We start from the raw sequence: 22110 nt of genomic DNA, 5'->3' as shown, positions 1-22110 counted from the left end.
ACATGGTTCATTATAGCGTTTTGCGCTCTCTTGTCAAGGGTTTCCCATTCCGGCTCCGCCGAGGACATTGACGCTGCAGGGGCTATGGTATAAAATGGAGGAAAAGCAAGGAGGGATATCCCATGGAAGAAGTCTATCAATTCCTGAAAACCTGCGGTACCTATTACCTGGCCACTATGGACGGGGATCAGCCGCGCGTGCGCCCCTTCGGCACCATCGATATTTATAATGGGCAGCTTACCATCCAGACCGGACGGAGGAAGGACGTGGCGAAGCAAATGCTGGCGAATCCCAAGGTAGAGCTCTGCGCTTTTGACGGCAGCCACTGGCTGCGTGTGACGGCCAAAGCCGTGGAGGTGCCTGAAGTCGCAGCCCAGGAACATATGCTGAATGAGTACCCCAATCTCCATGCCGCCTACGCGCCTGGCGACGGGAATACCATGGTCTTTGCGCTGACGGAGGCTGCCGCTACCTTCTCCTCCTTCACTGAGCCCAGCCGTACCGTCACCTTTTAAATCGTCCCTGCGGGAGGTGTCCCTATGCCCCTTCACATCGTGCGAAACGACATCACCACCATGAAGGTGGACGCCATCGTCAACGCCGCCGACGAGAGCCTGCTGGGCGGCGGGGGAGTGGACGGCGCCATCTACCGTGCCGCAGGGCCGGAGCTGCTGAAAGAGTGCCGTACCTTGGGCGGCTGTAAGACAGGACAGGCCAAGATCACGAAAGGCTATTGCCTGCCCACCCGATATGTGATCCACACGGTGGGTCCCATCTGGCGGGACGGAAGTCACGGCGAGCGGGAGCTGCTGGTTTCCGCCTATCGTTCCTCTCTGGAGCTGGCCCTGGCCCACAAATGTGAAACGGTGGCCTTTCCCCTTATTTCCTCCGGGGCGTATGGCTGCCCCAAGGACCAGGCCGTGAAAGCGGCGGTTGATACCATCGGAGACTTCCTTCTGGCTCATGATATGACAGTTTATCTGGTGATTTTCGACCGGGCGGCCTATGCCATCAGCAAAAAACTCTTCGCCGATATTGCCGCTTACATCGACGACTGCTATGTGGCGGAGCATACGGATTCTCAGAAGGAGCAGCGCCGTAGGGCCAGGACCTTCCGGGCGGCCTCCGCGGCACCCAGGTCGGAAGAGCTGTGGGTCCCCGCTCCCTGCGGGGCGGCGCCCGGAAGTCTGGACGAGGCCCTGGGGCGGCTGGACGAGAGCTTTTCTCAGATGCTGCTGCGGAAGATCGATGAGGCCGGTATGACCGACGCGCAGTGCTACAAAAGGGCCAACATCGACCGCAAGCTCTTCTCCAAGATCCGCTCAGACGTCCACTACAAACCCTCCAAGCCCACCGCCATGGCCTTTGCCATCGCTTTGGAACTGCCGCTGGAGGAGGCCCGGGAGATGCTCCGGAAGGCGGGCTTCGCCTTCTCCCACGCCAGCAAGTTCGACATCATCGTGGAGTATTTTATTGCCCATCAGAACTACGATATCTTTGAGATCAACGAGGCGCTGTTTGCCTTTGACCAGAAGCTGCTGGGCGGCTGAGCCGTTTGTCGCCTGCGAAGCGACCAAATAGAAACGAAATCCCCCTATACTGTGCCTGTAAGCCAAACAAACACGGTATAGGGGGATTTGTCTATGAAAAAGAATCTGACGGAACTGGTATTCATTCTGGACCGGAGCGGTTCCATGCGGGGACTGGAGGGGGACACCATCGGCGGCTTCAATGCCATGCTGGACAAGCAAAAGAAGGAGCCCGGCGAGGCTTTTGTCTCCACCGTCCTGTTTGATGACCGGATCGAGGTGCTCCACGACCGGGTGAAGGTGAGTGCGGCCAGGCCCATCACCGACAAGGAATACTATGTCCGGGGCTGTACCGCTCTGCTGGATGCCATCGGCGGGGCCATCCGCCACATTGGAAACATCCATAAGTATGCCCGGCGTGAGGATGTGCCGGAGCACACGCTTTTCGTCATCACCACCGACGGTATGGAGAACGCCAGCCACCGCTATTCGCCTCAGCGGGTCAAGGAGATGATCCAGCGGCAAAAGGAGAAGTACGGCTGGGACTTTCTCTTCCTGGGGGCCAATATCGACGCGGTGGAGACGGCGGGGCATCTGGGCATCACCCCCGACCGGGCAGTGAATTACCGCTGTGACAGTGAGGGCACCCGGCTCAATTATGAGGTGGTAGGGCGGGCCGTGGCCGCTGTCCGGTGCAGTGCCCCCCTGGATGAGCACTGGAAGGAGGACATCGAGGCAGACTTCCGGAATCGGAAGAAGTGATACGCCTCCGCGGCAGGAGCAGAGCGGTTTTCACTTCGAGGGCAGTTTCGCCAGTCTGATGCGTCTGACGGGCTGGGGAGCCTCAGCCTTTCTGTTGGCAGCCGCCGAGAAGGGACAGCGTTTGCCGATACACTGGTTGTTCTTGGCGCTGTAAGAGCAGACGGGGACGGTGCGCTTCATCTCCACCCCCAGGTGCTCCCGGGTAAAGTCCACGGCGGCCAGAATCGCCAAAAAGGAGTCCCGCTTACAGCACCGGGGGCCGCCAACCTTGCCGATGCGGTCCAGGGCCCGGGCGGTCATCTGATTGCTCAGCCCCCAGGGCTCCTTGGCCAGGGGAGTAGACGCCGTGGCGATGGCCAGAAACTGGCCTGTACCGATCCCCGCTCCGCAGGCGCCCCAGAAGCCGCAGGCACCGCCGGGAATGGCTTTGCCCCGGCTGTACATCTCATGGAGCGCCTTCTCAAGATCGAGGGTGCCGCCGGCGTTCCTGTAGGCGGTGAGCAGAGCTGCCCCCACCATCACATGGTGCTCCGGGCCGTGCATGTGGCAGAAGGGAAGATCCATCATCCGACGGACGATGGCGACGGGGTCGGTGGAGGTCTCGGAGAGACACAGACCGAAGATGCTGTCCATGCCCTGCGTGTGGCAGTCGCTGCATACATAGTGGCCCTTCACGCAGCGGGTCTTGCTGGGCTCTTTCCTGTGGCAGATGGCGCACTCCATGACCTCGTCCTGTGTCAGGTATTCCAGGGGCGCCTTACAGATCAGACATTCTTCCGTGTTCAAGTCTCTGTCTCCTCTCATTTCCGCAGTACGGCTACTTGTGCAGCAGTATGGAACCAGTACACTCTGCCCTCCATCACAGCGCGCTTGGCATTATGCTGCCGGGCATATTCTTCTTTCATGTTTCTGTCTTTTCTTCATTCAATGCTGCGGTGATCCGCTCCAGAGCCAGCCCAGGCCCCTCAAAGCCCGCACACCGGCCGGGCCTGGTGTTGACGGCGTGATCCAGCAGAGGCTGGGCCTGACTGGAGGCGTCCAGGCACAGATCCAGAGCCAGCACATCCTCCCAAGCCCGGTTGAGGAAGGCCACCTCCCGGCGGCCATGGGTCCGGGTGATCTGACTTTCCCCAGCTCGGTGCAGGTATCCCTTTGCCTGCCCCTGAGTAAACCCGGCGGCGGTGAGGCTCTCAAGAAGCCCATCCCGGAACAGGCCGGGAATGTCTGCCCATTGGAAGGGCGGTACGTCATAGCGCACAAAGGCGTACCGGCTGTGACAGTGGACAGCCAGCAAGCACTTACACCCCCTCAAGGTGATGACGTGGAGATCCCAACAAAAACGCCGGTCCGGCTCTGTGCCGCAGGCCGGGGTTTTTACGTTCAGAAAACGCTGAAGAGGGAAGGTAAGGCCCAGCTCCATCACGTTGCCTCGTGGGGGATGGTGATCTTCTCCACCTGGATTTTCCCGCCGCTGACATCCGCCATCATCATGGTAATTTCCTGATGAAAGCGCCGCGGGCCGCAGGAGCCGGGATTGAGCCACAGAAGGCCGTCCCTTTCCTCCTGCACATACTTGTGGGAATGGCCGAACACCACTGCATCCGCCCCGGAGAGATCCGCCGGGAGCTCTTTCCTGTTGTGAACCATGACGAAGGTCACGCCGTCCAGCGTGACGGTGAGGTCATGCGGGATACCCTCCGCCCACTCCTTGTCGTTGTTGCCCCGGACGACGTAGAGCGGGGCGTATTGTTGCAGCTCGTCCACGATGCTCTGCTTGTTGATGTCGCCGCCGTGGAGAATGGCGTCGGCAGTTTTCAGATGCTCCAGCACCTGGGGCCTCAGCAGGCCGTGGGTGTCGGAGAGAATGGCGATCTTCATTTCTTCCCCTCACTGTTGTAGATTTCTCTGAGATTCCTGTAGAAGCTGCGGGCATTCTCCAGATCCCGCTCGTTGGGGCGGCCCCTGGCGATGCCGCCCACCAGCCTGAAGGGGCCGAAGGTATCGTAGCCCTTGCAGCCGAATTCCCCCAGCACCGGGCAGCCTTTCTCCTTGGCGATCTCCGCAAGGCTCTTCGTGCCGGCGCCCTTGGCCCCGCCGTAGGTGCAGACGAAGAACACCGGCTTTCCCTGGGGCAGGTACTGCCGGGCAAAGGTCAGGACGCCGTCGTGGAACTCCCCAAAATATACCCCGGAGGCAAAGCCGATGCAGTTGTAGGTCTCCAGCCGGACAGCCTGACGGGTGGTCACATCGATGAGATCAATCTCACCCTCTTCGGCTATGGCCTCCAGAACTTTCAGGGTATTCCCGTGGTGGCGGGAATAGTAGCAAATGGCGGTTTTCATCCCTTTTCGCCTCCCCGGAGGGTCCAGCCGAAGTCGTTGTGGTAGATCATCTGACGGGTCATGCCGCCGTCGATGCAGATGTTCTCCCCGGTGATGAAGCCCGCCTTGTCGGAACAGAGGTAGAGCACCATATTGGCAATGTCCAGGGGATTGCCCACCCGGCCGGCCGGCTGCTGATAGGCGTCAGGCCCGTCATAGACAGTGCAGTCGGTGTCGATCCAGCCGGGGGAGATGGCGTTCACCCGCACCTTGCCGCTGAAGCTCACGGCCAGGGCGTGAGTCAGAGCGGAGATGCCGCCCTTGGCCGCCGTGTAGCTCTCCGTCTGGGGCTGGCTCATCCGATCCCGGGAGGAGGAGATATTCACAATAGCCCCGCCGGGGGCAAAATAGGGCGCAAACAGCTTGGCAAGGTAAAAGGGGGCGGTGACACCCACCCGCAGGGCGTAGTTGAACTCCTCATAGGTGCATGCGTCGATGCCCTTCATCAGAGGCAGGGCGTTGTTCACAAGATAGTCTACGTGGCCCCAGTCGGCGATGACCTTGCGGGCAAACTCCTCCAGAACCGCCTGATCGGCCAGGTCGCCCACAAAGTAGTCATTGGGGAGCAGGTCAATGACGCACACCTTGGCCCCTGCCTTGCGGAACTCCCGGGCAATGGCCTTGCCGATGCCCTTGGCGCCGCCGGTAACCACGGCAACTTTGTTTTCAAACATGGGTCGTCCTCCTCAGTCCGCATTCTCGTCCAGGGCCTCCACCAGAAAACTCACCGGGCGGAAGCCGTCGTTGCAGGAGAGCATGGCGGATTTGGGATTCTGCATCCAGCCGTCGTAAAAGTCCGCTCCGCCGTGGCTCAGGGCCAGCACAAAAGGGGAGAGGGTGTCCCATGCGCTCTGACAGAAGCCCTCCGGCTTAGCCCAGCCGTTGGCAATAAAGACTTGCCCCACCTCCATGTCGCAGGCGTGGGAGATCGGATTCTCATATTGGGCCATCAGATCCTCATATCGGGTAATGCGCATGACGGTGATCCTGCACTTTTTCATATGATGATACCCTCACAGTGGTCGATTTCGTGCTGGATGATCTGGGCCGTCCAGCCGGTAAAGGTTTTCAGCCGCTCCTGAAACTTCTCGTTCTGCCAGCGCACCTTGATGGACTTCCACCGCCTGGCGGAGCGGGTCCCGGTAAGGGAGAGACAGCCCTCCTCCGCGTCATAGGGTCCGGACTTTTTGATGATCTCCGGGTTGAACATGATCATGTAGGTGCCCTCGTTATCAAAGGCGATGATGCGCTTGTTCACGCCGATCATGTTGGCCGCCATGCCCACGCAGCCCTCCTTGTGGTGCTCCAGTGTTTCCAGCAGGTCGGCGGCGATTTGAAGATCGCCGGCTGTGGCTGGCTCCGCCTTCTGAGCCAGAAATACCTCGTCTTTGCAGATAGCTTGAATCATCGTTGCTTCTCCTTGTGCGCTTGAATGACCGCCGCAAGGGTCTCCGCCGCAATACGGGAGCCCTGCTCGTTGGGGTGAACGCCGTCGTCGGCGTAGAGATTTTGGGTATCGGACAGCTGGTAAAACCGCCGGCCCACATCGGCGATAAGGGCGTGGTTTTCCTGAGCGGCCTTATGATAGGCTTCTGACAGCTGACGGGCCATCTCATCGTAGTCCCAGCCCTTGGCGGCCAGCTTTGCCCCGCCTTTCTGGTAAGCCCAGGTGGCATAAAGAACAGGGACGGCGCCATTTTCCCGGATCTGCCTGCAAAGCCGCTCCACACTGGAAAAGAAACTCCTGGGGGATGTGACAGGCCCATGGCTCATCTCCTGGAGCACCACATAGTCCCAGTGCTCCTCCCGCAGTGCTGTCTGCGTCCGGGCTCCCAGTTTGGTGTCGGGGTTCAGATGCTCCGACAGCCGCGCCCCGCCCCGGGTATGGTGGATCACTTCCGCGCCGGTCAGTGCAGCCAGCATCTGGGGCATATGGTTGGTAAAAATAAAGCTGTTGCCCAGCATCAGAATCCGCATGATAGCGCCCCCTTTATCTGTCCCATCCCAGCACCGCCTGGAGGGTAGCCTCTGTAGCCGCCGGGAAATTCCTGTGCACCTGATCATAAACCAGTTCCTTGGATAGCATGGGTTCTGTGGAGTAGGCGGAGGAGATATGCTCATAGCCCCATAAATTCTCTGGGGTGGTATAGACGGAGATGGGCCACCCGTAGGGCTGGCCCTTTTTGTTGAGGTGCTGCCGGAAGTCCCGGATCAGCAGGTAGCCGCCCATCTGAAGGTCGGTCACCGTGCCCTCAAAGTTCTTTTCCCCCTCTTCGCCGAACCCGGCCAGGCGTTTGAGCTCAAAGGAGAACAGCTCGTCCTTGACGGCAAACTGATCCATGATGCGCTTCTGACGCAGACTGGCCAGCTCATCATCCCAGCGGCTGTCAAAGTCGTAGCCGCTCCGCCCTATTGTCCAGTCTTAGGAATTCCTCCGGATCTCCGAAAGACCGAATCGCATTACATCACATCGGTAAATTTCCTGGTGTGTGTATTTTGAAATCCCGCTGCCTTATCTTATCATAGCGTCCGGATCCCGGACCTGTCAATGATCCGATGATCCAAGGCGTATTTGTTCTGGCGGGGCTCATTGCTGTAGGGGGCTATGCGCATACACTGGACACGGAGCCTCTCCTCCCAGGAGAAGAACTCCACCGGAAAGTCTGCCTTGCGGGTGTAGTTCACTCTGCGGACGTCCGCCTGCCGCTATCGGCATATAATAAAAAACCCGGCCTGAGGGGCGGTGACGTAAGAAAACATTTATGTGAGAGAATCGGCGTAGTTTAGGCTACGCCGGTTTTCTTTTCTTTTTGGGCTGCTTGGGATTGCTCCCTTGCTTCCTCAAAATCAAATGCACCAATGAAGTTATAGACAATCTCAATTTCTCTGACCTTAATGCGCGGCTCGTTCTCGTCCGGCGTGTAAACCTCGGAGATATAAATTTTCTCCACAAACTCCCGGAGAACAGAAGCGTCAAGCTGCTGCATATCGGTGTACTTCCTGACCGCTGCAATAAACTGTCTGACGTTGACTTTCTGCTTTTCCTGTTCCTTGACTTCCTGCCGAAGATGTTCGACGAGATTTGTAAGGTTGGTCTGTTCCAGCTCATAATCACGGGACAGTTTGATGAAACGCTCGTCGGAGAGCTTGCCGGAAATGTTATCCTCATACAGACGCTTGATGATAACGTCCAGCTCGGCAATCCGCTTTTGCGATTGCGTCAGGGTATCTTTCTTTTGCGCCAGCTCCTTGTCCCGTTCCCGCAGGCTTTGATCCGCTGCCCGCTGCACAAAGTCGTCCTCGTACTGTGTCACATACTGAATGGCTTCCCGCAGGTTCCGCAGCACGATTTCTTCAAGGACAACGCGACGGATAGAGTGTGTCGAACATAAGGTGCGGTCTTTGCGGTAGGTAGAACAGATGTAGTATTCCTGTTCCGGCTTGAAGTAGTTCGTCCGGCACAGGTACATCTTTCCGCCGCAATCCGCACAATACAGCAGGCCGGAGAACATTCCCATGTCGCCCATTTTGGTAGGACGGCGGCGGCCCTGCCGGATTTTCTGGACGATCAGAAACACGCTTTCCTCAATGATGGGTTCCTGTGTGTTCTCGAAGATCACCCATTCCGACGGGTCATTCCACAGCTTTTTCTTGCTCTTGAACGATTGCTTGGTGGTTTTGAAGTTCACCGTATGACCCAAATAGTCAAGACGCTCCAAAATCCGCGATACCGTTTCATTCGTCCACTTGTAGGGATCGACTGGCGGTTTGTTCGGAGCTGGTAGTCCCTTTTCATAAGCGTAAGCAGTAGGGTTCAGCACTTTGTTTTCTTTCAGCCATTTTGCAATCTGCGTCGGCCCCAAACCGTCCATGCACAGTGCAAAAATCTTTTGGACAACGGCGGCAGCTTCTTCGTCCACGATCCACCGCTTTGTGTCCTCCGGGTCTTTGATGTACCCATAGGGCGGAACGGTGGTAAGGTGTTCGCCGGAGCGTCCCTTGGATTGCCATGTAGCCCGGATTTTCTTGCTGGTGTCCTTGGCGTACATTTCGTTGAACACGTTTCGGATGGCGGCAAATTCGTTATCCCCGCGCACACTGTCCACACCGTCATTGACGGCTATAAAGTGGACGCCGTACTCTGGAAACAGCATTTCCGTGTACATCCCGACTTGCAAATAGTTACGCCCGAACCGGCTCATATCCTTAACGATGACGCGCTTGACCTTGCCCGCTTTGATGTCGGCAAGCATCCGCTGGAATCCGGGACGGTTGAAGTTGGTTCCCGAAAATCCGTCGTCCTCGTCGTAGTGGCGGATGGCGGTATAGCCGTGATCCCGGCAATACTTTTCCAAAATCCGCTTCTGGTTCTCTATTGACAGGCTTTCTCCTGCCCGTTCATCGTCGCGGGAAAGTCTTTCATAGCAGGCGGTGATGCCCTCGGCGTCCTCCTGCGTCTGGCTGTGGACATAGAATTGCAGCACCGTGTTTTGGATGGCCGTCTTGGTTTCCTCGCTCAATGGCGCGTCGTTGGACACGCGCTGAAAGGAAGTGACTGGCTGTTGGTACATTTGATTGTCAAGGTTCAAAGTAGTATCGTTATTCCGTGTCGCACGGTGGTTCCGTGCAATCACCATTTCCGGCTGTTTGCTCATAAGTTCCTCCTATTCCGCAGCCGGAAAACGGGGCATGATACAAGCATATTATACCATATCATGCCCCATCCGTCTGCTTGTAGGAAATGAAAAAATCTTTAATTTTAAGTGGCTGCCTTGCTCAAATCATTCTGGAGCAGCCGACGGATTTTCTTGACTGCGGTTTCATTTGCGCCGTCCTTGACGGTCGCCTTGACAATATAGCGAACGCCTCCGATCTCGTACTGACGTACTACGGGGGCGGTCTGGTTCTGACTTGTTACTGTACTCATACAGTAATCCCCCTTTCGCTTACATTGGTGTAAAACGAAATGGGCAGTACGGACGGCTGCTGGCACAGCTCCACGGGAATCTCACCCCGGCCCATGCTGATGGGTGCGCCGCGCAATGCTTTGAGGGCGTTCAACGCGGGAGTATCATTGTCTTGCCTGTACGTCGTCGCCCACAAGTTGCCACACTTGTTTTACAGCCCGGTTTGATCGCTCCGCTGTTTCCTACGGAAAAGCCTCATGGCGCACCTGCTGCACGGCTCGGCACAGACAGAATGTGTCCGTTTGCCCTATGATGCGCCGCTATATACGGGCATATTTTTCAAAGAACTGTGACGCCACAGACCTTTTGCTGGCGGGGAAAGGGTAAGCCGCTGCATCCAGCCGGGCGATTATCGTTAAACTTTAACGATAGCTTGGATCAACCTGATTTCTAAGCACCGTTTCATGTACTCGTCCACGCACAAATGAGGATAGCCGTCCTCGTCATAGAGCGTCCGGGTACACAGACAATTCATGTAATTGTCATAGTACCGAAGCAACCGTTCTACGGCTTGGGGATCGCCTGCACGGGCGGACACATACACTGAAAGGGGCAAAGGCTCTTTGCCTTTGTAGGCAGGTTCTTTCATCCGCGTCAACCTCCTTCCGGCATGAGCGCCATCAATTTTACACGCAACTCTTTCAGTGTCTTTGTCCTGTGGCGCTGGACGGCGCTGCGGGACATTCCTGTGAGGCTGGCGATCTCGCCGTCTGCCATATCCAGTACGCAGTACAGGATCAAAATGCTTTGTTCCTGTTGCGGCAGGTTGGCAAAAGCGTCGGCCACAAGCTCGTTGTCGATATGTAAATCGTACCCATGAGAGCTAAACACAAAGCTGTCGCTGGGATAGCGGTCTACGGTGCAGAGCTTGTCCAACTCATGCTGCGGCAGGTCGCTGAACATCGTTTCACGATCTCTTTGACGCTTCATATTCCGCAGATAAGCCCGTGCCTCGTTCTTCAACACTTTTTTGCAAAAGGCATCAAACTGGCCTTGTCCATAGTCGCGGGGGATAGCTTCCATCATTTTCACCCCCTTTCTGTTGGGGGATTGGGTGGTTCTCTCCCTTTCCGCTACTACTAATCCTGCGACACCCTTTGCTGCCCGATGCACGCCTCCTTTTTGGACTTTTTTTGGAAAAACTTCCAGAGCAAATTTGAAACCGCAGGAAACGACAAAATTCGCCCGGCAGGTCGTAGACCCACCGGGCGAATATGAAAGCGTTATGAAGTTGTCTTATATGGTATAGTTCATACTGTTGGCCGGAGCTGACCCCTGTTGGGTACAGACTTTTTTTAATAAGCTATGCTTTTGAAAAACAGGACATATCAGCATGGCGGCTCCCTCCGTGGGCCGCCGATCCGAGTATCACATTCCTTTAGATATAGATAAAATAAGAGCGGCGGCCTTGATTTCTCAAAACCGCCGCTGGGATATAGAATGGACGCACAGAACCAACCTGCCCGGCAACGGTTTTTTTCTTTCCCCGTTGAATGGGGCAGGCTGTTGTTCTGTATATGATAAAAAGAAGCCGATGCCTACCAGACAAATTATCTTGTGTTATTAGCTCTGTGTCTGGCTCTGTGATGACTGATTTATTGAGTTTCCCACTTGCATTGGAGCGAACAGATGGAGTTCACATGAAATGATTGGTTCTTGAAATGAAACTCCGCCAAGTTGAGAAATTTGTTACTCGATGGAACCATTGTTGAGCAAATTGTCTGCTTCTGCCTGTGTCATATTTCCCGATGAAACTTGCTGCTCCAAGTATTCCTGCACAGCTTTTGTAGCAGCATCTACGGTATCAAAATGGCCCAAATCAACTGTCGAACCGTCAGGTAAAGTAATGATTGTTGATCCGTGGGCAGACGCTGGTGCAGCGTTCCATGTTTCAGGGTCAAACGCTCCGGAAATGATACTTCCGTCCGACAATTCCATGGATTTAGTAAAGTGATAGCCCTCTTTCATAAGCGCAAGCTGATCCTGCCAGCTTTCATACAGACTATCTACATCCTCCTGTGTCCATTCACGACACACATAGCTACCGTTGTCATCTTTGTAATAAAAGGATTTATCCTTATTGTCCGCCAACTTTTGAATTTGATCTCGCTGTTGCTCCATCCATACTTCAAATTCTTCAATTTCCCAATGCTCCGGTTGGGTATCAGACGGGCTACCCGTCAAGCAGTTTTCATCTGCTATCACATCAGATGAAACTTGGGTGCTGATGTTCATAGGAGCAGGTTGATCCTCTCCTGAAGTACGCGGTATTTCTGGTGCGGAAGTGGCGTTTGCAGCACACGCGGATAACATCAGGCAGGTACAGGTAAACAAGGCAAGTGATACGGCTATAAACATACTTTTTTTCAGCAATGTTTTCATAACATGACCTCCATATTGGTAATTACACATATTCCTCTGTGCAATGATAATCTACCATCTGTATGTGGAGCATATATGAAACCAATATGGAAGTATGTTTTATTTTCTCATAGCAAAGGGATGACATCAGGATCATCAAAAAGTAATGGTAAACCGCATTCCCAATGGTTTTTGCATGGGTTCCAGTGAGTAGGCAAGTTTCAAAGAATCTAAAACCGAGGCCACTATGTATAACCCAAGACCATTACCACCATCATTTTGATTGCGAGCATAGTCGGGGCGATAAAATGGTTCAAATATATGTTTTAGATGCTCTGCCGGAATTGGCTCACATTCATTTTCGACTATCAATTTACGGTTATCAATGCGGACAAAAATAGAGCTACCGGGCAAGGTGTAGGCAACGGCATTGGAGAGAATATTTGAAAATGCTCTTGCAAATGTTTTAGGGGGCAAAGAGACTGTAAAGATCGCAGAAAAATCTTCTTGAAAGGAAATTCCATTTGCCTGAGCAATCAAGCGATATTGCTTACACAACTCTGATAAATAGCAATCCACGGCTAGTACTTGCGGCTTTTCCTCCACAGTTGACCCAAGTTTGGATGCGTCCAAAACCTCTGAAATCATATTGCTGAGTTGTTCTGTTCGTTCTTTGCATAACGGCAGATATTCTTCATAATCACCGTATTTACCGACCTTTAGGATCATATTTTCTAACATGGCATTCAATGCTGTAACCGGGGTTTTCAGTTCATGGGATGCCGACCGCAGAAAGTCGATTTTTTGCTTTTCCGCTTCACTAACTTTATCTTTTTCCTCTTGCAGATGTTCAATCGTACTCAATAAATTTTGATATAGTTGGTTGATTTGGTTGGCTAATATTCCGATCTCGTCATTGGTTTCAGTCTTACACGCCGCTTGGCGATCCAAAACGGCCATGTGAGTGGTTGCATCTAAAATCCCCTTGATGGGATTTGTTATTGCTTTTGAAAAAAAGTAGGCACATAAAAGCGAAACTACAACACAAATCACTACGGTATAGGGTATTGAGCGCAATATTGTGTGGGCTATTTCTGTATTTCTCGGAATGGCAGCAGTCGTAATTGCTGATGACATCCCATCAACATAAGTCCCCTCTGATATGATCGTGTTTTCCCCCAGCATCGGTGCAAGAAGATAAATCGTTCCGCTGGCAAACATGGTTATTAGCAATAATAGTGCCAAGGTATAAACAAATATTTTGGGAAAGAGCTTTAACTTTTTCATGCTTCTACCTCGAATTTATACCCTATCCCTTTCACCGTAACAATACAATCAAGGCGAAGTTTTTTCCGCAAGTTCTTAATATATGTATCAATGGTACGATCAATAATAGGGTAATCGGCCCCCCATAGACTATCCAGCATTTGAGATCGGGTGAGCACTAAACCTTTGTGTTCGACTAAGAGCTTCAGCAAATCAATTTCTTTTGGGGTAATATCGATTTTTCCTTCGGGGCCTTTAGCTGTGTATCCAGAGAAATCAACTGTCACATCCCCAAAAGTCATAGTATCTGGTGAAACCGTTTGTCCGCTTCGCCGCAGGAGAGCAGTAACCCGCCGCCCAAGTAAAACCATTGAGAACGGTTTTGTAATGTAGTCATCAGCCTGTTCATCGAAACTTGTAACCTGAGTATATTCATCACCGATTGCGGTCAACATGAGGATCGGCACAGAACTTTTTGCTCTAATCGTATGTAATACAGCCAGCCCCGTCTTTTCTGGAATCATAATGTCCAAAATAATCAGATCAATGTTATTGCACTCAAAAAGTTGTAATGCTTCATCACCATCATAAGCCGAAAGCATCCGATGCCCAAAAGATTTTAGATATTCAGTAACGGCATCGTTCGTTTGCCTATCATCTTCTACAATCATTATTGTTGTCATAAAAGCACCTCCTTGCGTAGTCTACCATTTACTTATGGAGTGTATATGAAATCATACAAATATTCTTTTTGTTTGAGATAGCAAAGCAACGACATTTCATACCATTGTATTTCATTTACTCGAACAATGCAACGAACAAAATATGAATTATAAAATTTAATTTACCTGCATATAGCAACATTCCATCGAGATACTATGAACTATACAATGTAAATGGGTGATGTTATATGGCGAAAGTTGAAGATTGCCCCGGCTTTGAAACTTTCGGCGCGGACGTGAAAGCTGCGCGGAAAGCAAAGCACCTGACGCGCAAGGTGCTGGCCGAAATAGTGGGAATTGAATGGCGCTATCTTGCCAATATTGAAAATAAAGGCACGATCCCCAGCCTCCCGGTTGTGATCCAGCTTATCAAAGTCTGCGGGCTTCCCGTGGAGCAGTATTTCAACCCGGAAATCATACGCGGGGATAGCGAACAGCGGCAGCGGGTCAGCCACAAGCTGAAACTTTGCCCGGAACACTATTTGCCAGTCATTGAGGGCGCAATCGACGGGGCGCTGAAAATTGAACAATCAGCGAAAGAAACGGGGGATGTGTGAAAGCATCCTCTGTTTTCCGTTTTGCCAGAGGGCCGCAAGGCTCTCTTATTTTTTTGCCCTTTTTTCAGAGAATCTCGTATTTTGCGGGCAGTTGGACGTGTTGAGAGCGTTTTAGTAGCGGAGAAAAAGAAACGTAGCAAGCATAGGAAGTGTAGCCACACTTCCGAAAACCGGCCCGCCCCTGTCCCTGCGGGCCGTGGCCGGTTGCTTGTTGGGGAAAGCCCCAAACCCCTGTTCAGAAAGGACGGTGAATGAATGGCAAACCGAACACGAAACATTGTGCTGCGCGTCCCTGTGACGCCGGAAGAACGGGCCTTGATCCAGCAGAAAATGGCCCAGCTCCATACGAAAAACTTTTCCGCCTATGCCCGGAAAATGCTCATTGACGGGTATATCGTCCACATGGACACCAGCGACATTCGGGCGCAGACCGCCGAGCTGCAAAAGATCGGTGTCAACGTCAATCAGATTGCCCGGCGTATCAACAGTACCGGGACTGTGTACGCGCAGGACATTGAGGACATCAAAGGGGCGCTGGCAAAGATATGGCAGTTACAAAGATACATCCTATCAAGTCAACGCTGAAAAAGGCGCTGGACTACATCGAGAACCCGGACAAGACCGAGGACAAAATGCTGGTGTCCTCTTTTGGCTGCTCCTATGAAACAGCGGACATAGAATTTGAAATGCTGCTGGCGCAGGCCATACAGAAAGGCAACAATCTGGCCCATCACCTGATCCAATCTTTTGCCCCCGGCGAGGCCACGCCGGAACAGGCCCATGAGATTGGCAAGCAGCTTGCCGACGAAGTGCTGCAAGGCAAATACTCCTATGTGCTGACAACCCACATCGACAAAGGCCACGTCCACAATCACCTGATTTTCTGTGCCGTGGATATGGTGAACCACCGCAAGTACAATTCCAACCGGCAGAGCTACGCCTATATCCGGCGCACCAGTGACCGGCTGTGCCGGGAAAACGGTTTGTCGGTGGTACAGCCCAGCCTGGATAAGGGCAAGAGCTATGCGGAATGGGATGCCGGGCGCAAGGGCAAGAGCTGGAAAGCCAAACTGAAAGCTGCCATCGACGCCGTAATCCCGCAGGCCAAAGACTTTGACAATTTTCTCCGGCTCATGGCGGCGCAGGGCTATGAGATCAAGCAGGGCAAATTTATCTCGTTCCGCGCCCCCGGACAGGAACGCTTCACCCGCTGCAAGACGCTGGGCGAGAACTACACCGAGGAAGCCATCACCCGCCGGATCAAGGGGCTGGCCGTGGACAGAGGCCCGAACCGGCAGCGCAAGGGTATCACCCTGCGGATCGACTTGGAGAACAACATCAAGGCCCAACAGAGCGCAGGCTATGCACGTTGGGCGAAGCTCCAAAATTTGAAGCAGGCCGCAAAGACAGTGAACTTTCTTACCGAGCATGGCATAGAGCAATATATCGAGCTGGAAAGCAAGATCGCGGAGATCAGCGCGGCCAACGACGAGGCGGCTGCGGCCCTCAAAGACGTGGAACATCGTATTGGGGACATGGCGGTGCTGATAAAGAACCTCACTACCTACAAGCAGCTCCGGCCCGTGGTGCTGGAATACCGCAAGGCCAAAGACAAGGTTGCGTTCCGGCGCGAACATGAAAGCCAGCTCATTTTGTACGAGGCTGCGGCAAAGGCCATCAAGGACGCCGGGATCACAAGGTTGCCCGATCTGGCTGCTCTGAAAGCCGAGTACCGGGAGCTGGACAAGCAGAAAGCGCGGCTGTACGAACAGTACGGCGAAGTCAAGCGAGAGCTGAAAGAATACGGCATTATCAAGCAGAATGTGGACAGCATTTTGCGGGTGACGCCGGGAAAGGAGCAGGCACAAGAGCTATGAACATACCGAGAATGAATTACCCCCAATACCGCAAGGCGCGGAAGCTGACGCATGAGTGCTGCAACTACTGTGACGGGAACTGCCTCTTGCTGGACGACGGCGAGGAATGTGTGTGCGTCCAGAGCATTTCCTATTCGCTGCTGTGCCGGTGGTTTCGTGCCGCTGTCCTCCCGCTGGACGGGGCGCTGTATGCCGAGATCATCCAGAGCCGGGACAGCGTGAAGCGGTGCGCCGTGTGCGGAGCTGCATTTACACCGAAATCCAACCGGGCGAAATATTGCCCCGATTGCGCGGTACGGATGCGCCGGAAGCAAGAGGCCGAAAGGCAGCGGAAAAGATACCTACAAGCTACGCAGTTAAGCCGCTGAATAGGCCGCCATAGCGGGCTTCTGACACACATTTGACGGGGCGGCAATAGGATTGCTCCAATCCCGGCCGAAACAGGCTTTGAAATGCGTAGAATAAACCCATAGAAAAACGCCGGGCGCAGGGCCAGCAGGCCACCGCGTCCGGCGCTTTCTTATGGGCTGTTCAGGATGGCCCGGATCAGTCTGCTTTGCAATCGGCGCTTCATGTACTCGTCCACCCGCACATGGGGCGTACTATCCAGATCGTAGAGCGTCCGGGTACAGAGCTTGTCCATGTAGCCCTCATAGTACCGCAAGACGCGCTCCACAGCCAGAGGATCACCGGCGCGGGCCGCCTCGATCACAGACAGGGGCAACAGCCCCCGCCCACAGAAAGTCGGCTGCTTCATTTCGTTTTCCTCCTTTCTTCCTCCAATCGTTTCCGCAATTCGTTCAGGGCCTTGGTGCGGTGCCGCTGGACTGCGCTGCGGGACATTCCCACAAGTTTGCCGATCTCACCGTCTGTCAGCTCCAACACACAATGCAGGATCAAAATACCTTGCTCCTGTTCCGGCAGACTGGCAAAGGCGGCGGCCATCTGCTCGTCCCGGATATGCAGAGTGTGGCCATAGGCCGTGAATAGGAAGCTGGCACTTGGGTATTCGTCCACTGTGCAGAGCTTGTCCATTTCGTGCTGGGACAAGGCGCCGAACTCCGTTTCCCGGTTCCACTGGCGGCCTAAATCCCGCAGGTGGGTTCTGGCCTCGTTGCGGAGAACAGTTTTGCAGAAAGCATCAAACCGGCAGCGTTCTCCATAACCATCAGGAGTGTACTTCATCTTCTCACCCCCGATCTGCGGGAGAGTGAGAGGCCGGGGCCGGTTGCGTCGCCCCCTGTATCTATGTTGCTGCGGCAGCTCCGGCCCGCACCGAAAGACCGCAGGAAACGACAAAATTCGCCCGGCAGGTCGTAGACCCACCGGGCGAAATGAAAATAGATATGAAGTTGCCTTACATGGTATAGTTCATATTGTTGGCCGGGGCTACCCCCTGTTGGGTACAGGCTTTTTTTAACAAGCTATGCTTTTGAAAAACAGGGTATATCAGCATGGCGGCTCCCTCCGTGGGCCGCCGATCTCGCCAACATCATGGCGTCGTTCCTATGAGGGCATAAAAGAACGGTGGCCTTGATTTTTCAAAACCGCTGCCGGATATGTAGAATGAGCGCAAAAGCAACTGATCCGGCAATGGATTTTCTTTTCCCGTCTGGCAGGGTAGGATATTGTCGTGTATTGAGATAAAAATAAGCCGATAACCGCAAGGAACATCCCTGCTGGCTATCGGCTCTGCGTCTATGCGTCTGGCTCTGTGATAACTGATATATTTATTTATTTTGTGTTGATCTGTTCAGTAATGCGGTAATTTACTAAGGGTTATAACAAATCCAATACCCGCCACCGTCAATGTAATATAATTCAGAAAAAGTTTAACACGATCTCCATATTGTCACTTTTTCTATTCTATTGATTAGACAAGCCACACACCACGGCCTTATCGTCGTTGTTGTGGTAATTAACAGTAAGCGTAATGCTGTCCTCAATAATCCAAATATCTTCCGTAGAACTGCTTTCGTCGGGGGCACCCCAAACTTCGACTAATTGCTCCCTGCGGTATCCGCATACAATCTTATTAACCTCGCCTTCGTCCATTTGGGCAATAGAAGTAAGGCTTGGCAAATTGTCGTTGCTTTTTCGGTTGTGGTATTCGAAAAACCATACAGCTATCGCCAAAACGATTATGGCTATTATTGTGACAACAATAGTCGTTTTCTTTTTCATATTATTGTCCCTCTCTATCATTTTTAATTTTATTGACCGCAACTACATTTTGCCCGGTTACGTTGATGATTGTTTCCTGCTTGCACTTAGGGCAGTACAGGGGGAAGTTTTCAAGCACCGTATCTGGGCGCACCTTAATCCGGGTTTTGTTGTTGCAGATCGGGCATAGTACCCACTTTTCTTTTTCCAATGCGCCACCTCCATATCATTTTCAAAGTATGAGTTTTTAGCCTATTACTTGATGTTTGGAGAAATGTCTATATGCCAAAAAGAATAAAACAAAAATCGAAATAGCGGTAAACAATGCAATCCAAATTGGCATTTCACAGGTAACAGGTAAAAGGTCAATCATCTTATGCTCCGAGGTTCGCACAACCTGTTGCACTTTCGCTGAACAAACGGGAAATAAAAGCATCAACTCTCCAACTACTGTTCCCCCAATGCCAAATTGCCGGATAAAATATGGAACTGCATAAATAACGGTGCTTGCCACAAAAGCGGATAAAGACCTCTTACAAAAGGCAGAACAGCAACAAATCAAAGCGGCTACTCCAATGGCAGATAACCAATACAGCAAAATAGAAAACATAAAAAATTGCAGATTATTCATTCGCAAAGGTACAGACATAAGCAATGAACTAAATTGTGTTTGTATATCAGCTTGCCACCCTGTAAATCCGCCGAAGAATATACTACAAAGCGATATTACAAATGCGGCAAAGAGAATTACAGCTACCGTAGCAATAATCAGCGACACAATACATTTTGCAGCAATAATTTTGTTCTTTCCGTATCGGGTCGTTAGGATAACTCCTGCGGCCCCACTACTGTATTCCTCGGCAAATAAAGGAGCCAGCGCAATTAAAAGCAAAAGGGCAATCCCAAAACTGCCATTATAAAAAATGTCGGCAGCGGTTTCCCATGTACTTGAAAATGTGAAATGAAGAGGAGTATCAAAGTTTGGAATATCTGTTGAGTTAACGCTGATATACCCATATTGAGATAATGATTTTTCAAAAGCGTTCTCGTCGGTTGCTTTGAACATCGAAAAATCCTCGTATATTAGGGGAGCATTGAATAAATCGCTATGAGTGGCTTCGTAACGGTTCTTCAAAGTTTGAAAGTCATCTAATATTTCGGCTACTTTTTCATCGGTCAATTCACCGGCATATTGCTCGTATAAAACCTTATTGTAAAGCGCGGCCTGTCTACCTTCCAAAAGACGCCCAGTTTCAGTATGTGTGGGAAATGTCGCTGCGTGATTGACCGCACAGACAAAAAACCAAAACAAAGTATAGATGATTAAGAGAATAGCACCAACGAATAGATATTTTCGACGAATTAGTTTTTGAAGCTCTAACTTTACCAACAAACTCAATGCGTATCCCCTCCTTGAAAATAAAACAGGTATAAATCTTCCATTGTAGGGGGCAAAGAAACGGCATTTTTATGCGGTTTGTTGCGAGATACAACCCTCACTTGAATATCACGGTCGTTCTGAATCACATTACCAATCAAGCACTCGTCAGACATTTCTTGAAGTTCAGCTTTTGATGATAAACAGAAAGACCAAACCATGCCCTTTAGGTTATGAAGAAGATCGTTCACCCTATCAGCAGCTAAAAGTGTTCCGTTATTTAATAAAATCACTTTATCTGCAATTAACTCAACATCAGACACAATGTGCGTTGACAAAACAACGATACAATGTTCCGATAGACCGGACAGAATATTTCGTAATCGTATCCGCTCTTGCGGATCTAACCCTGCTGTCGGCTCGTCCAGCAACAAGATCGTTGGAGAATTAAGTAGAGTTTGAGCAATCCCAATCCGGCGAATCATACCCCCAGAAAACGTTTTTAATTTATCTTTCGCGGACTGCTCTAACCCAACTTTTTTTAACTGCTCATATACCTTTTCTTGAGTGTCTTTTGGTGGGAGCCCTTTTAAGGCGGCGATATATAGTAAATACTGCTCCGCTGTAAAATCACGATAAACCCCCAGATTTTGCGGCATATATCCAAGTAGATTGCGATAATTATCGCCTAATTCTTTGACAGGTGTTCCGTCCAAGTAAACCTCTCCCGAAGTTGGAGCCATGATGTCAGCTATAATTTTCATAAGACTTGTTTTTCCGGCTCCGTTTGGCCCAAGTAACCCATAAATCCCAGGCTGCAATTCAAAAGAAATGTTTTGAAGCGCAATTCTTGTTTTGAAAGATTTACTGATATTTGAAATTGTCAATTTCATTTATTTGCCCCTGCTTTCTTTTTGTATGCGAAAAGAGCTTTATCGTATTTTTTTCCTATGCTTTGGAAGTTCCTTTCAACCAAACAATAGAACAGTATCGTCAAAATGAAGCAGAAAACAAATGCAATTACCCAAGTTAAAGTAGACGATAATGTATTTTCAAAACCCATTATCAGTACAATAAGCGATGGAACACCATAATAAACAGTAAATACTCCAAGTGCGATTGTGCAGAGAATACCGCAAAAAATAACTCTGGATTTTATAGAGAAGTATTGATCCAAATACTCACTTGCAATTACAGTATGAGAAAGCGTTAATACGAAAGCAATTCCCATACAAAGCAAAATATGAAATAGTGACATTCCTACCAGACCACCAGAATCCGGGAAAAGGCCACGAACAAAAAAGAGGAATACAAAAACTCCAAATACAGAAAAGAAGCAAATTAGCATATTTAAGATTGCTGTCCAATTTTTACGCACTTATATCACCCCCAAAGCATTTTTTATCGTTTTTGCATACTGCCGAGATACGATGATTTTTTCTTTGTTATCCATTGTAAGCAAAAGTCTTGCCCCCAACTCTGGACGTAGCGATTGTACTCGTTGTAAATTGATGATGATTGCTTTTGACGCTCGAAAAAAGGAGCATTTTTCCAAGTGCGCCTCCAGCTCATACAGACGCCTTTCTGTTTCAAAAATCTGCTGTTCTGTATAAAGAAAAGTTCTCCTATCCACAGACTCTATATATAAAATGTCTGCTGGTTCAAGTTGGAATACTTCATTACCTTTGCGACAAGTCAGTTTTATATCTATTGCAGATAAAGAAGATACAATTTTTTGTACGGTTTCATTATTTGAAATGCAATTTATAATAACTTCAATTTCTTGAATATCTGATCGCTCATTCAATACTATTTTCAAATGGGATCACCCCCTTTTTTGATATTATAAGAAACGCTTTTAGCCATTTTCAACATCAGAAACGCAAGTTGCACTATGGGCGTACAGAGTTGCATTTAGGTTCAATTTCCGCCAGGTTGAGAACTACACACTAACGGTAGGCAATGCAAGTGTGTTATACAAAGTCCTCCCACCATAATGAGTAAAGCAAAAAATCTTACAAACTTCTTGAAAAACATTTTCCTTTTCTTTTCCTGTCAACGGGCTTTTCCGCGTCTTTGGGTGTGAACCAAATGCGGGCGATCAAACAAAGCAGCGACCTTGCCTTCGCAAAGTCGCTGCCTATTTA

31 protein-coding genes are annotated in these 22110 nt (G+C 51.1%); 7 read left to right on the top strand and 24 right to left on the bottom strand.

Annotated elements, in window-relative coordinates:
• The first annotated feature begins 122 nt into the window (after positions 1 to 122).
• The 3 genes from E0E41_RS02150 to E0E41_RS02140 all read left to right on the top strand — a co-directional run bounded on the left by E0E41_RS02150 (position 123) and on the right by E0E41_RS02140 (position 2291).
• Positions 123 to 515 carry a pyridoxamine 5'-phosphate oxidase family protein gene (locus tag E0E41_RS02150; RefSeq protein ID WP_130868519.1) on the top strand — a complete coding sequence of 131 codons (393 nt, stop codon included), beginning with the start codon at positions 123 to 125 and terminating at the stop codon, positions 513 to 515.
• Between the two features lie 24 nt (positions 516 to 539).
• Entirely contained in the window at positions 540 to 1550 is a 1011-nt protein-coding gene (locus E0E41_RS02145) for an O-acetyl-ADP-ribose deacetylase (RefSeq protein ID WP_130868518.1), read from the top strand.
• A 93-nt stretch (positions 1551 to 1643) separates the two neighbouring features.
• Complete coding sequence (locus E0E41_RS02140) at positions 1644 to 2291, top strand: vWA domain-containing protein (protein WP_130868517.1); 648 nt, start codon at positions 1644 to 1646, stop codon at positions 2289 to 2291.
• Positions 2292 to 2321: 30 nt separating this feature from the next.
• Here E0E41_RS02140 and E0E41_RS02135 read toward each other — a convergent pair whose 3' ends face one another.
• The 16 genes from E0E41_RS02135 to E0E41_RS02060 form a co-directional block, all read right to left on the bottom strand.
• Positions 2322 to 3077: a DUF5714 domain-containing protein gene (locus E0E41_RS02135; RefSeq protein ID WP_368019816.1), complete on the bottom strand. Its 756-nt coding sequence runs from the start codon at positions 3075 to 3077 to the stop codon at positions 2322 to 2324.
• 115 nt (positions 3078 to 3192) lie between these two features.
• Positions 3193 to 3711 carry a DUF6933 domain-containing protein gene (locus tag E0E41_RS02130; RefSeq protein ID WP_130868515.1) on the bottom strand — a complete coding sequence of 173 codons (519 nt, stop codon included), beginning with the start codon at positions 3709 to 3711 and terminating at the stop codon, positions 3193 to 3195.
• Entirely contained in the window at positions 3711 to 4169 is a 459-nt protein-coding gene (locus E0E41_RS02125; RefSeq protein WP_130868514.1) for a metallophosphoesterase family protein, read from the bottom strand. Before E0E41_RS02125 ends, E0E41_RS02130 begins: the two co-directional genes overlap by 1 nt.
• Positions 4166 to 4633 carry a flavodoxin family protein gene (locus tag E0E41_RS02120; protein WP_130868513.1) on the bottom strand — a complete coding sequence of 156 codons (468 nt, stop codon included), beginning with the start codon at positions 4631 to 4633 and terminating at the stop codon, positions 4166 to 4168. Before E0E41_RS02120 ends, E0E41_RS02125 begins: the two co-directional genes overlap by 4 nt.
• Positions 4630 to 5346 (bottom strand): SDR family oxidoreductase, encoded by a 717-nt coding sequence (locus E0E41_RS02115; RefSeq protein WP_130868512.1) that lies wholly within the window; start codon positions 5344 to 5346, stop codon positions 4630 to 4632. Before E0E41_RS02115 ends, E0E41_RS02120 begins: the two co-directional genes overlap by 4 nt.
• Positions 5347 to 5358: 12 nt before the next feature.
• On the bottom strand, positions 5359 to 5673 hold the full coding sequence (locus tag E0E41_RS02110) for a TIGR04076 family protein (RefSeq protein WP_130868511.1): 315 nt from the start codon (positions 5671 to 5673) through the stop codon (positions 5359 to 5361).
• Complete coding sequence (locus tag E0E41_RS02105; protein ID WP_130868510.1) at positions 5670 to 6080, bottom strand: peptide deformylase; 411 nt, start codon at positions 6078 to 6080, stop codon at positions 5670 to 5672. The genes E0E41_RS02110 and E0E41_RS02105 overlap by 4 nt, the downstream gene beginning before the upstream one ends.
• Positions 6077 to 6649, bottom strand: coding sequence for an SGNH/GDSL hydrolase family protein (locus E0E41_RS02100; protein ID WP_130868509.1), 573 nt, complete (start codon positions 6647 to 6649; stop codon positions 6077 to 6079). Before E0E41_RS02100 ends, E0E41_RS02105 begins: the two co-directional genes overlap by 4 nt.
• Positions 6650 to 6662: 13 nt before the next feature.
• Positions 6663 to 7085: an AlkZ-related protein gene (locus tag E0E41_RS02095; protein WP_438819462.1), complete on the bottom strand. Its 423-nt coding sequence runs from the start codon at positions 7083 to 7085 to the stop codon at positions 6663 to 6665.
• Between the two features lie 370 nt (positions 7086 to 7455).
• A complete protein-coding gene (locus E0E41_RS02090; RefSeq protein ID WP_242623657.1) occupies positions 7456 to 9327 on the bottom strand; it encodes a recombinase family protein in 1872 nt (623 codons plus the stop codon).
• Between the two features lie 104 nt (positions 9328 to 9431).
• Positions 9432 to 9599 (bottom strand): transposon-encoded TnpW family protein, encoded by a 168-nt coding sequence (locus E0E41_RS02085; protein ID WP_130868508.1) that lies wholly within the window; start codon positions 9597 to 9599, stop codon positions 9432 to 9434.
• A gap of 395 nt (positions 9600 to 9994) precedes the next feature.
• Positions 9995 to 10228: a helix-turn-helix domain-containing protein gene (locus E0E41_RS02080; RefSeq protein ID WP_069988586.1), complete on the bottom strand. Its 234-nt coding sequence runs from the start codon at positions 10226 to 10228 to the stop codon at positions 9995 to 9997.
• A gap of 5 nt (positions 10229 to 10233) precedes the next feature.
• On the bottom strand, positions 10234 to 10662 hold the full coding sequence (locus tag E0E41_RS02075; protein WP_165450577.1) for a sigma-70 family RNA polymerase sigma factor: 429 nt from the start codon (positions 10660 to 10662) through the stop codon (positions 10234 to 10236).
• A gap of 666 nt (positions 10663 to 11328) precedes the next feature.
• Complete coding sequence (locus E0E41_RS02070; RefSeq protein WP_130868507.1) at positions 11329 to 12021, bottom strand: hypothetical protein; 693 nt, start codon at positions 12019 to 12021, stop codon at positions 11329 to 11331.
• Positions 12022 to 12156: 135 nt separating this feature from the next.
• Positions 12157 to 13287, bottom strand: coding sequence for a sensor histidine kinase (locus tag E0E41_RS02065; protein WP_130868506.1), 1131 nt, complete (start codon positions 13285 to 13287; stop codon positions 12157 to 12159).
• Positions 13284 to 13949, bottom strand: a complete 666-nt coding sequence (locus E0E41_RS02060; RefSeq protein WP_130868505.1) for a response regulator transcription factor — start codon at positions 13947 to 13949, stop codon at positions 13284 to 13286. The genes E0E41_RS02065 and E0E41_RS02060 overlap by 4 nt, the downstream gene beginning before the upstream one ends.
• 227 nt (positions 13950 to 14176) lie before the next feature.
• On the opposite strand from E0E41_RS02060, the gene E0E41_RS02055 reads away from it, so the two are divergent.
• From E0E41_RS02055 to E0E41_RS02040, 4 genes are all read left to right on the top strand, one after another.
• Positions 14177 to 14545: a helix-turn-helix domain-containing protein gene (locus E0E41_RS02055; protein ID WP_069988590.1), complete on the top strand. Its 369-nt coding sequence runs from the start codon at positions 14177 to 14179 to the stop codon at positions 14543 to 14545.
• A gap of 255 nt (positions 14546 to 14800) precedes the next feature.
• Complete coding sequence (locus E0E41_RS02050) at positions 14801 to 15130, top strand: plasmid mobilization protein (protein ID WP_069988592.1); 330 nt, start codon at positions 14801 to 14803, stop codon at positions 15128 to 15130.
• Positions 15091 to 16422, top strand: coding sequence for a relaxase/mobilization nuclease domain-containing protein (locus E0E41_RS02045; RefSeq protein WP_130868504.1), 1332 nt, complete (start codon positions 15091 to 15093; stop codon positions 16420 to 16422). Before E0E41_RS02050 ends, E0E41_RS02045 begins: the two co-directional genes overlap by 40 nt.
• Positions 16419 to 16790 (top strand): cysteine-rich VLP domain-containing protein, encoded by a 372-nt coding sequence (locus E0E41_RS02040; protein ID WP_130868503.1) that lies wholly within the window; start codon positions 16419 to 16421, stop codon positions 16788 to 16790. The genes E0E41_RS02045 and E0E41_RS02040 overlap by 4 nt, the downstream gene beginning before the upstream one ends.
• Before the next feature lie 152 nt (positions 16791 to 16942).
• Here E0E41_RS02040 and E0E41_RS02035 read toward each other — a convergent pair whose 3' ends face one another.
• The 8 genes from E0E41_RS02035 to E0E41_RS02000 all read right to left on the bottom strand — a co-directional run bounded on the left by E0E41_RS02035 (position 16943) and on the right by E0E41_RS02000 (position 21782).
• The gene (locus E0E41_RS02035) at positions 16943 to 17179 is read right to left on the bottom strand and encodes a helix-turn-helix domain-containing protein (protein WP_130868502.1); all 237 of its coding nucleotides are present in this window, start codon (positions 17177 to 17179) and stop codon (positions 16943 to 16945) included.
• Entirely contained in the window at positions 17176 to 17607 is a 432-nt protein-coding gene (locus E0E41_RS02030) for an RNA polymerase sigma factor (RefSeq protein ID WP_130868501.1), read from the bottom strand. The genes E0E41_RS02035 and E0E41_RS02030 overlap by 4 nt, the downstream gene beginning before the upstream one ends.
• Before the next feature lie 681 nt (positions 17608 to 18288).
• Positions 18289 to 18606 carry a hypothetical protein gene (locus E0E41_RS02025; protein ID WP_130868500.1) on the bottom strand — a complete coding sequence of 106 codons (318 nt, stop codon included), beginning with the start codon at positions 18604 to 18606 and terminating at the stop codon, positions 18289 to 18291.
• Position 18607: 1 nt separating this feature from the next.
• Positions 18608 to 18796, bottom strand: a complete 189-nt coding sequence (locus tag E0E41_RS02020) for a cysteine-rich KTR domain-containing protein (RefSeq protein WP_130868499.1) — start codon at positions 18794 to 18796, stop codon at positions 18608 to 18610.
• Positions 18797 to 18832: 36 nt separating this feature from the next.
• Complete coding sequence (locus E0E41_RS02015) at positions 18833 to 19984, bottom strand: ABC transporter permease subunit (protein ID WP_165450487.1); 1152 nt, start codon at positions 19982 to 19984, stop codon at positions 18833 to 18835.
• The gene (locus E0E41_RS02010; RefSeq protein WP_130868497.1) at positions 19981 to 20856 is read right to left on the bottom strand and encodes an ABC transporter ATP-binding protein; all 876 of its coding nucleotides are present in this window, start codon (positions 20854 to 20856) and stop codon (positions 19981 to 19983) included. The genes E0E41_RS02015 and E0E41_RS02010 overlap by 4 nt, the downstream gene beginning before the upstream one ends.
• The gene (locus tag E0E41_RS02005) at positions 20853 to 21341 is read right to left on the bottom strand and encodes a hypothetical protein (protein ID WP_130868496.1); all 489 of its coding nucleotides are present in this window, start codon (positions 21339 to 21341) and stop codon (positions 20853 to 20855) included. Before E0E41_RS02005 ends, E0E41_RS02010 begins: the two co-directional genes overlap by 4 nt.
• Positions 21342 to 21782 (bottom strand): LytTR family DNA-binding domain-containing protein, encoded by a 441-nt coding sequence (locus E0E41_RS02000; protein ID WP_130868495.1) that lies wholly within the window; start codon positions 21780 to 21782, stop codon positions 21342 to 21344.
• Positions 21783 to 22110: the final 328 nt, after the last annotated feature.

This window comes from Intestinimonas massiliensis (ex Afouda et al. 2020) (genome assembly GCF_900626285.1).
Lineage (GTDB): Bacteria > Bacillota > Clostridia > Oscillospirales > Oscillospiraceae > Flavonifractor > Flavonifractor massiliensis_A.
This window is presented reverse-complemented; position numbering and strand designations above follow the sequence as displayed.

Excerpts from the sequence above, each read along its gene's own strand:
- E0E41_RS02050 (WP_069988592.1), top strand. The coding sequence starts at position 14,801 with ATGGCAAACCGAACACGAAACATTGTGCTGCGCGTCCCTGTGACGCCG.
- E0E41_RS02105 (WP_130868510.1), bottom strand. The coding sequence starts at position 6,080 with ATGATTCAAGCTATCTGCAAAGACGAGGTATTTCTGGCTCAGAAGGCG.
- E0E41_RS02065 (WP_130868506.1), bottom strand. The coding sequence starts at position 13,287 with ATGAAAAAGTTAAAGCTCTTTCCCAAAATATTTGTTTATACCTTGGCA.
- E0E41_RS02125 (WP_130868514.1), bottom strand. The coding sequence starts at position 4,169 with ATGAAGATCGCCATTCTCTCCGACACCCACGGCCTGCTGAGGCCCCAG.
- E0E41_RS02040 (WP_130868503.1), top strand. The coding sequence starts at position 16,419 with ATGAACATACCGAGAATGAATTACCCCCAATACCGCAAGGCGCGGAAG.
- E0E41_RS02055 (WP_069988590.1), top strand. The coding sequence starts at position 14,177 with ATGGCGAAAGTTGAAGATTGCCCCGGCTTTGAAACTTTCGGCGCGGAC.
- E0E41_RS02085 (WP_130868508.1), bottom strand. The coding sequence starts at position 9,599 with ATGAGTACAGTAACAAGTCAGAACCAGACCGCCCCCGTAGTACGTCAG.
- E0E41_RS02025 (WP_130868500.1), bottom strand. The coding sequence starts at position 18,606 with ATGAAAAAGAAAACGACTATTGTTGTCACAATAATAGCCATAATCGTT.
- E0E41_RS02150 (WP_130868519.1), top strand. The coding sequence starts at position 123 with ATGGAAGAAGTCTATCAATTCCTGAAAACCTGCGGTACCTATTACCTG.
- E0E41_RS02075 (WP_165450577.1), bottom strand. The coding sequence starts at position 10,662 with ATGGAAGCTATCCCCCGCGACTATGGACAAGGCCAGTTTGATGCCTTT.
- E0E41_RS02110 (WP_130868511.1), bottom strand. The coding sequence starts at position 5,673 with ATGAAAAAGTGCAGGATCACCGTCATGCGCATTACCCGATATGAGGAT.
- E0E41_RS02070 (WP_130868507.1), bottom strand. The coding sequence starts at position 12,021 with ATGAAAACATTGCTGAAAAAAAGTATGTTTATAGCCGTATCACTTGCC.
- E0E41_RS02100 (WP_130868509.1), bottom strand. The coding sequence starts at position 6,649 with ATGCGGATTCTGATGCTGGGCAACAGCTTTATTTTTACCAACCATATG.
- E0E41_RS02080 (WP_069988586.1), bottom strand. The coding sequence starts at position 10,228 with ATGAAAGAACCTGCCTACAAAGGCAAAGAGCCTTTGCCCCTTTCAGTG.
- E0E41_RS02130 (WP_130868515.1), bottom strand. The coding sequence starts at position 3,711 with ATGGAGCTGGGCCTTACCTTCCCTCTTCAGCGTTTTCTGAACGTAAAA.
- E0E41_RS02140 (WP_130868517.1), top strand. The coding sequence starts at position 1,644 with ATGAAAAAGAATCTGACGGAACTGGTATTCATTCTGGACCGGAGCGGT.
- E0E41_RS02045 (WP_130868504.1), top strand. The coding sequence starts at position 15,091 with ATGGCAGTTACAAAGATACATCCTATCAAGTCAACGCTGAAAAAGGCG.
- E0E41_RS02145 (WP_130868518.1), top strand. The coding sequence starts at position 540 with ATGCCCCTTCACATCGTGCGAAACGACATCACCACCATGAAGGTGGAC.
- E0E41_RS02115 (WP_130868512.1), bottom strand. The coding sequence starts at position 5,346 with ATGTTTGAAAACAAAGTTGCCGTGGTTACCGGCGGCGCCAAGGGCATC.
- E0E41_RS02010 (WP_130868497.1), bottom strand. The coding sequence starts at position 20,856 with ATGAAATTGACAATTTCAAATATCAGTAAATCTTTCAAAACAAGAATT.
- E0E41_RS02035 (WP_130868502.1), bottom strand. The coding sequence starts at position 17,179 with ATGAAGCAGCCGACTTTCTGTGGGCGGGGGCTGTTGCCCCTGTCTGTG.
- E0E41_RS02090 (WP_242623657.1), bottom strand. The coding sequence starts at position 9,327 with ATGAGCAAACAGCCGGAAATGGTGATTGCACGGAACCACCGTGCGACA.
- E0E41_RS02120 (WP_130868513.1), bottom strand. The coding sequence starts at position 4,633 with ATGAAAACCGCCATTTGCTACTATTCCCGCCACCACGGGAATACCCTG.
- E0E41_RS02060 (WP_130868505.1), bottom strand. The coding sequence starts at position 13,949 with ATGACAACAATAATGATTGTAGAAGATGATAGGCAAACGAACGATGCC.
- E0E41_RS02030 (WP_130868501.1), bottom strand. The coding sequence starts at position 17,607 with ATGAAGTACACTCCTGATGGTTATGGAGAACGCTGCCGGTTTGATGCT.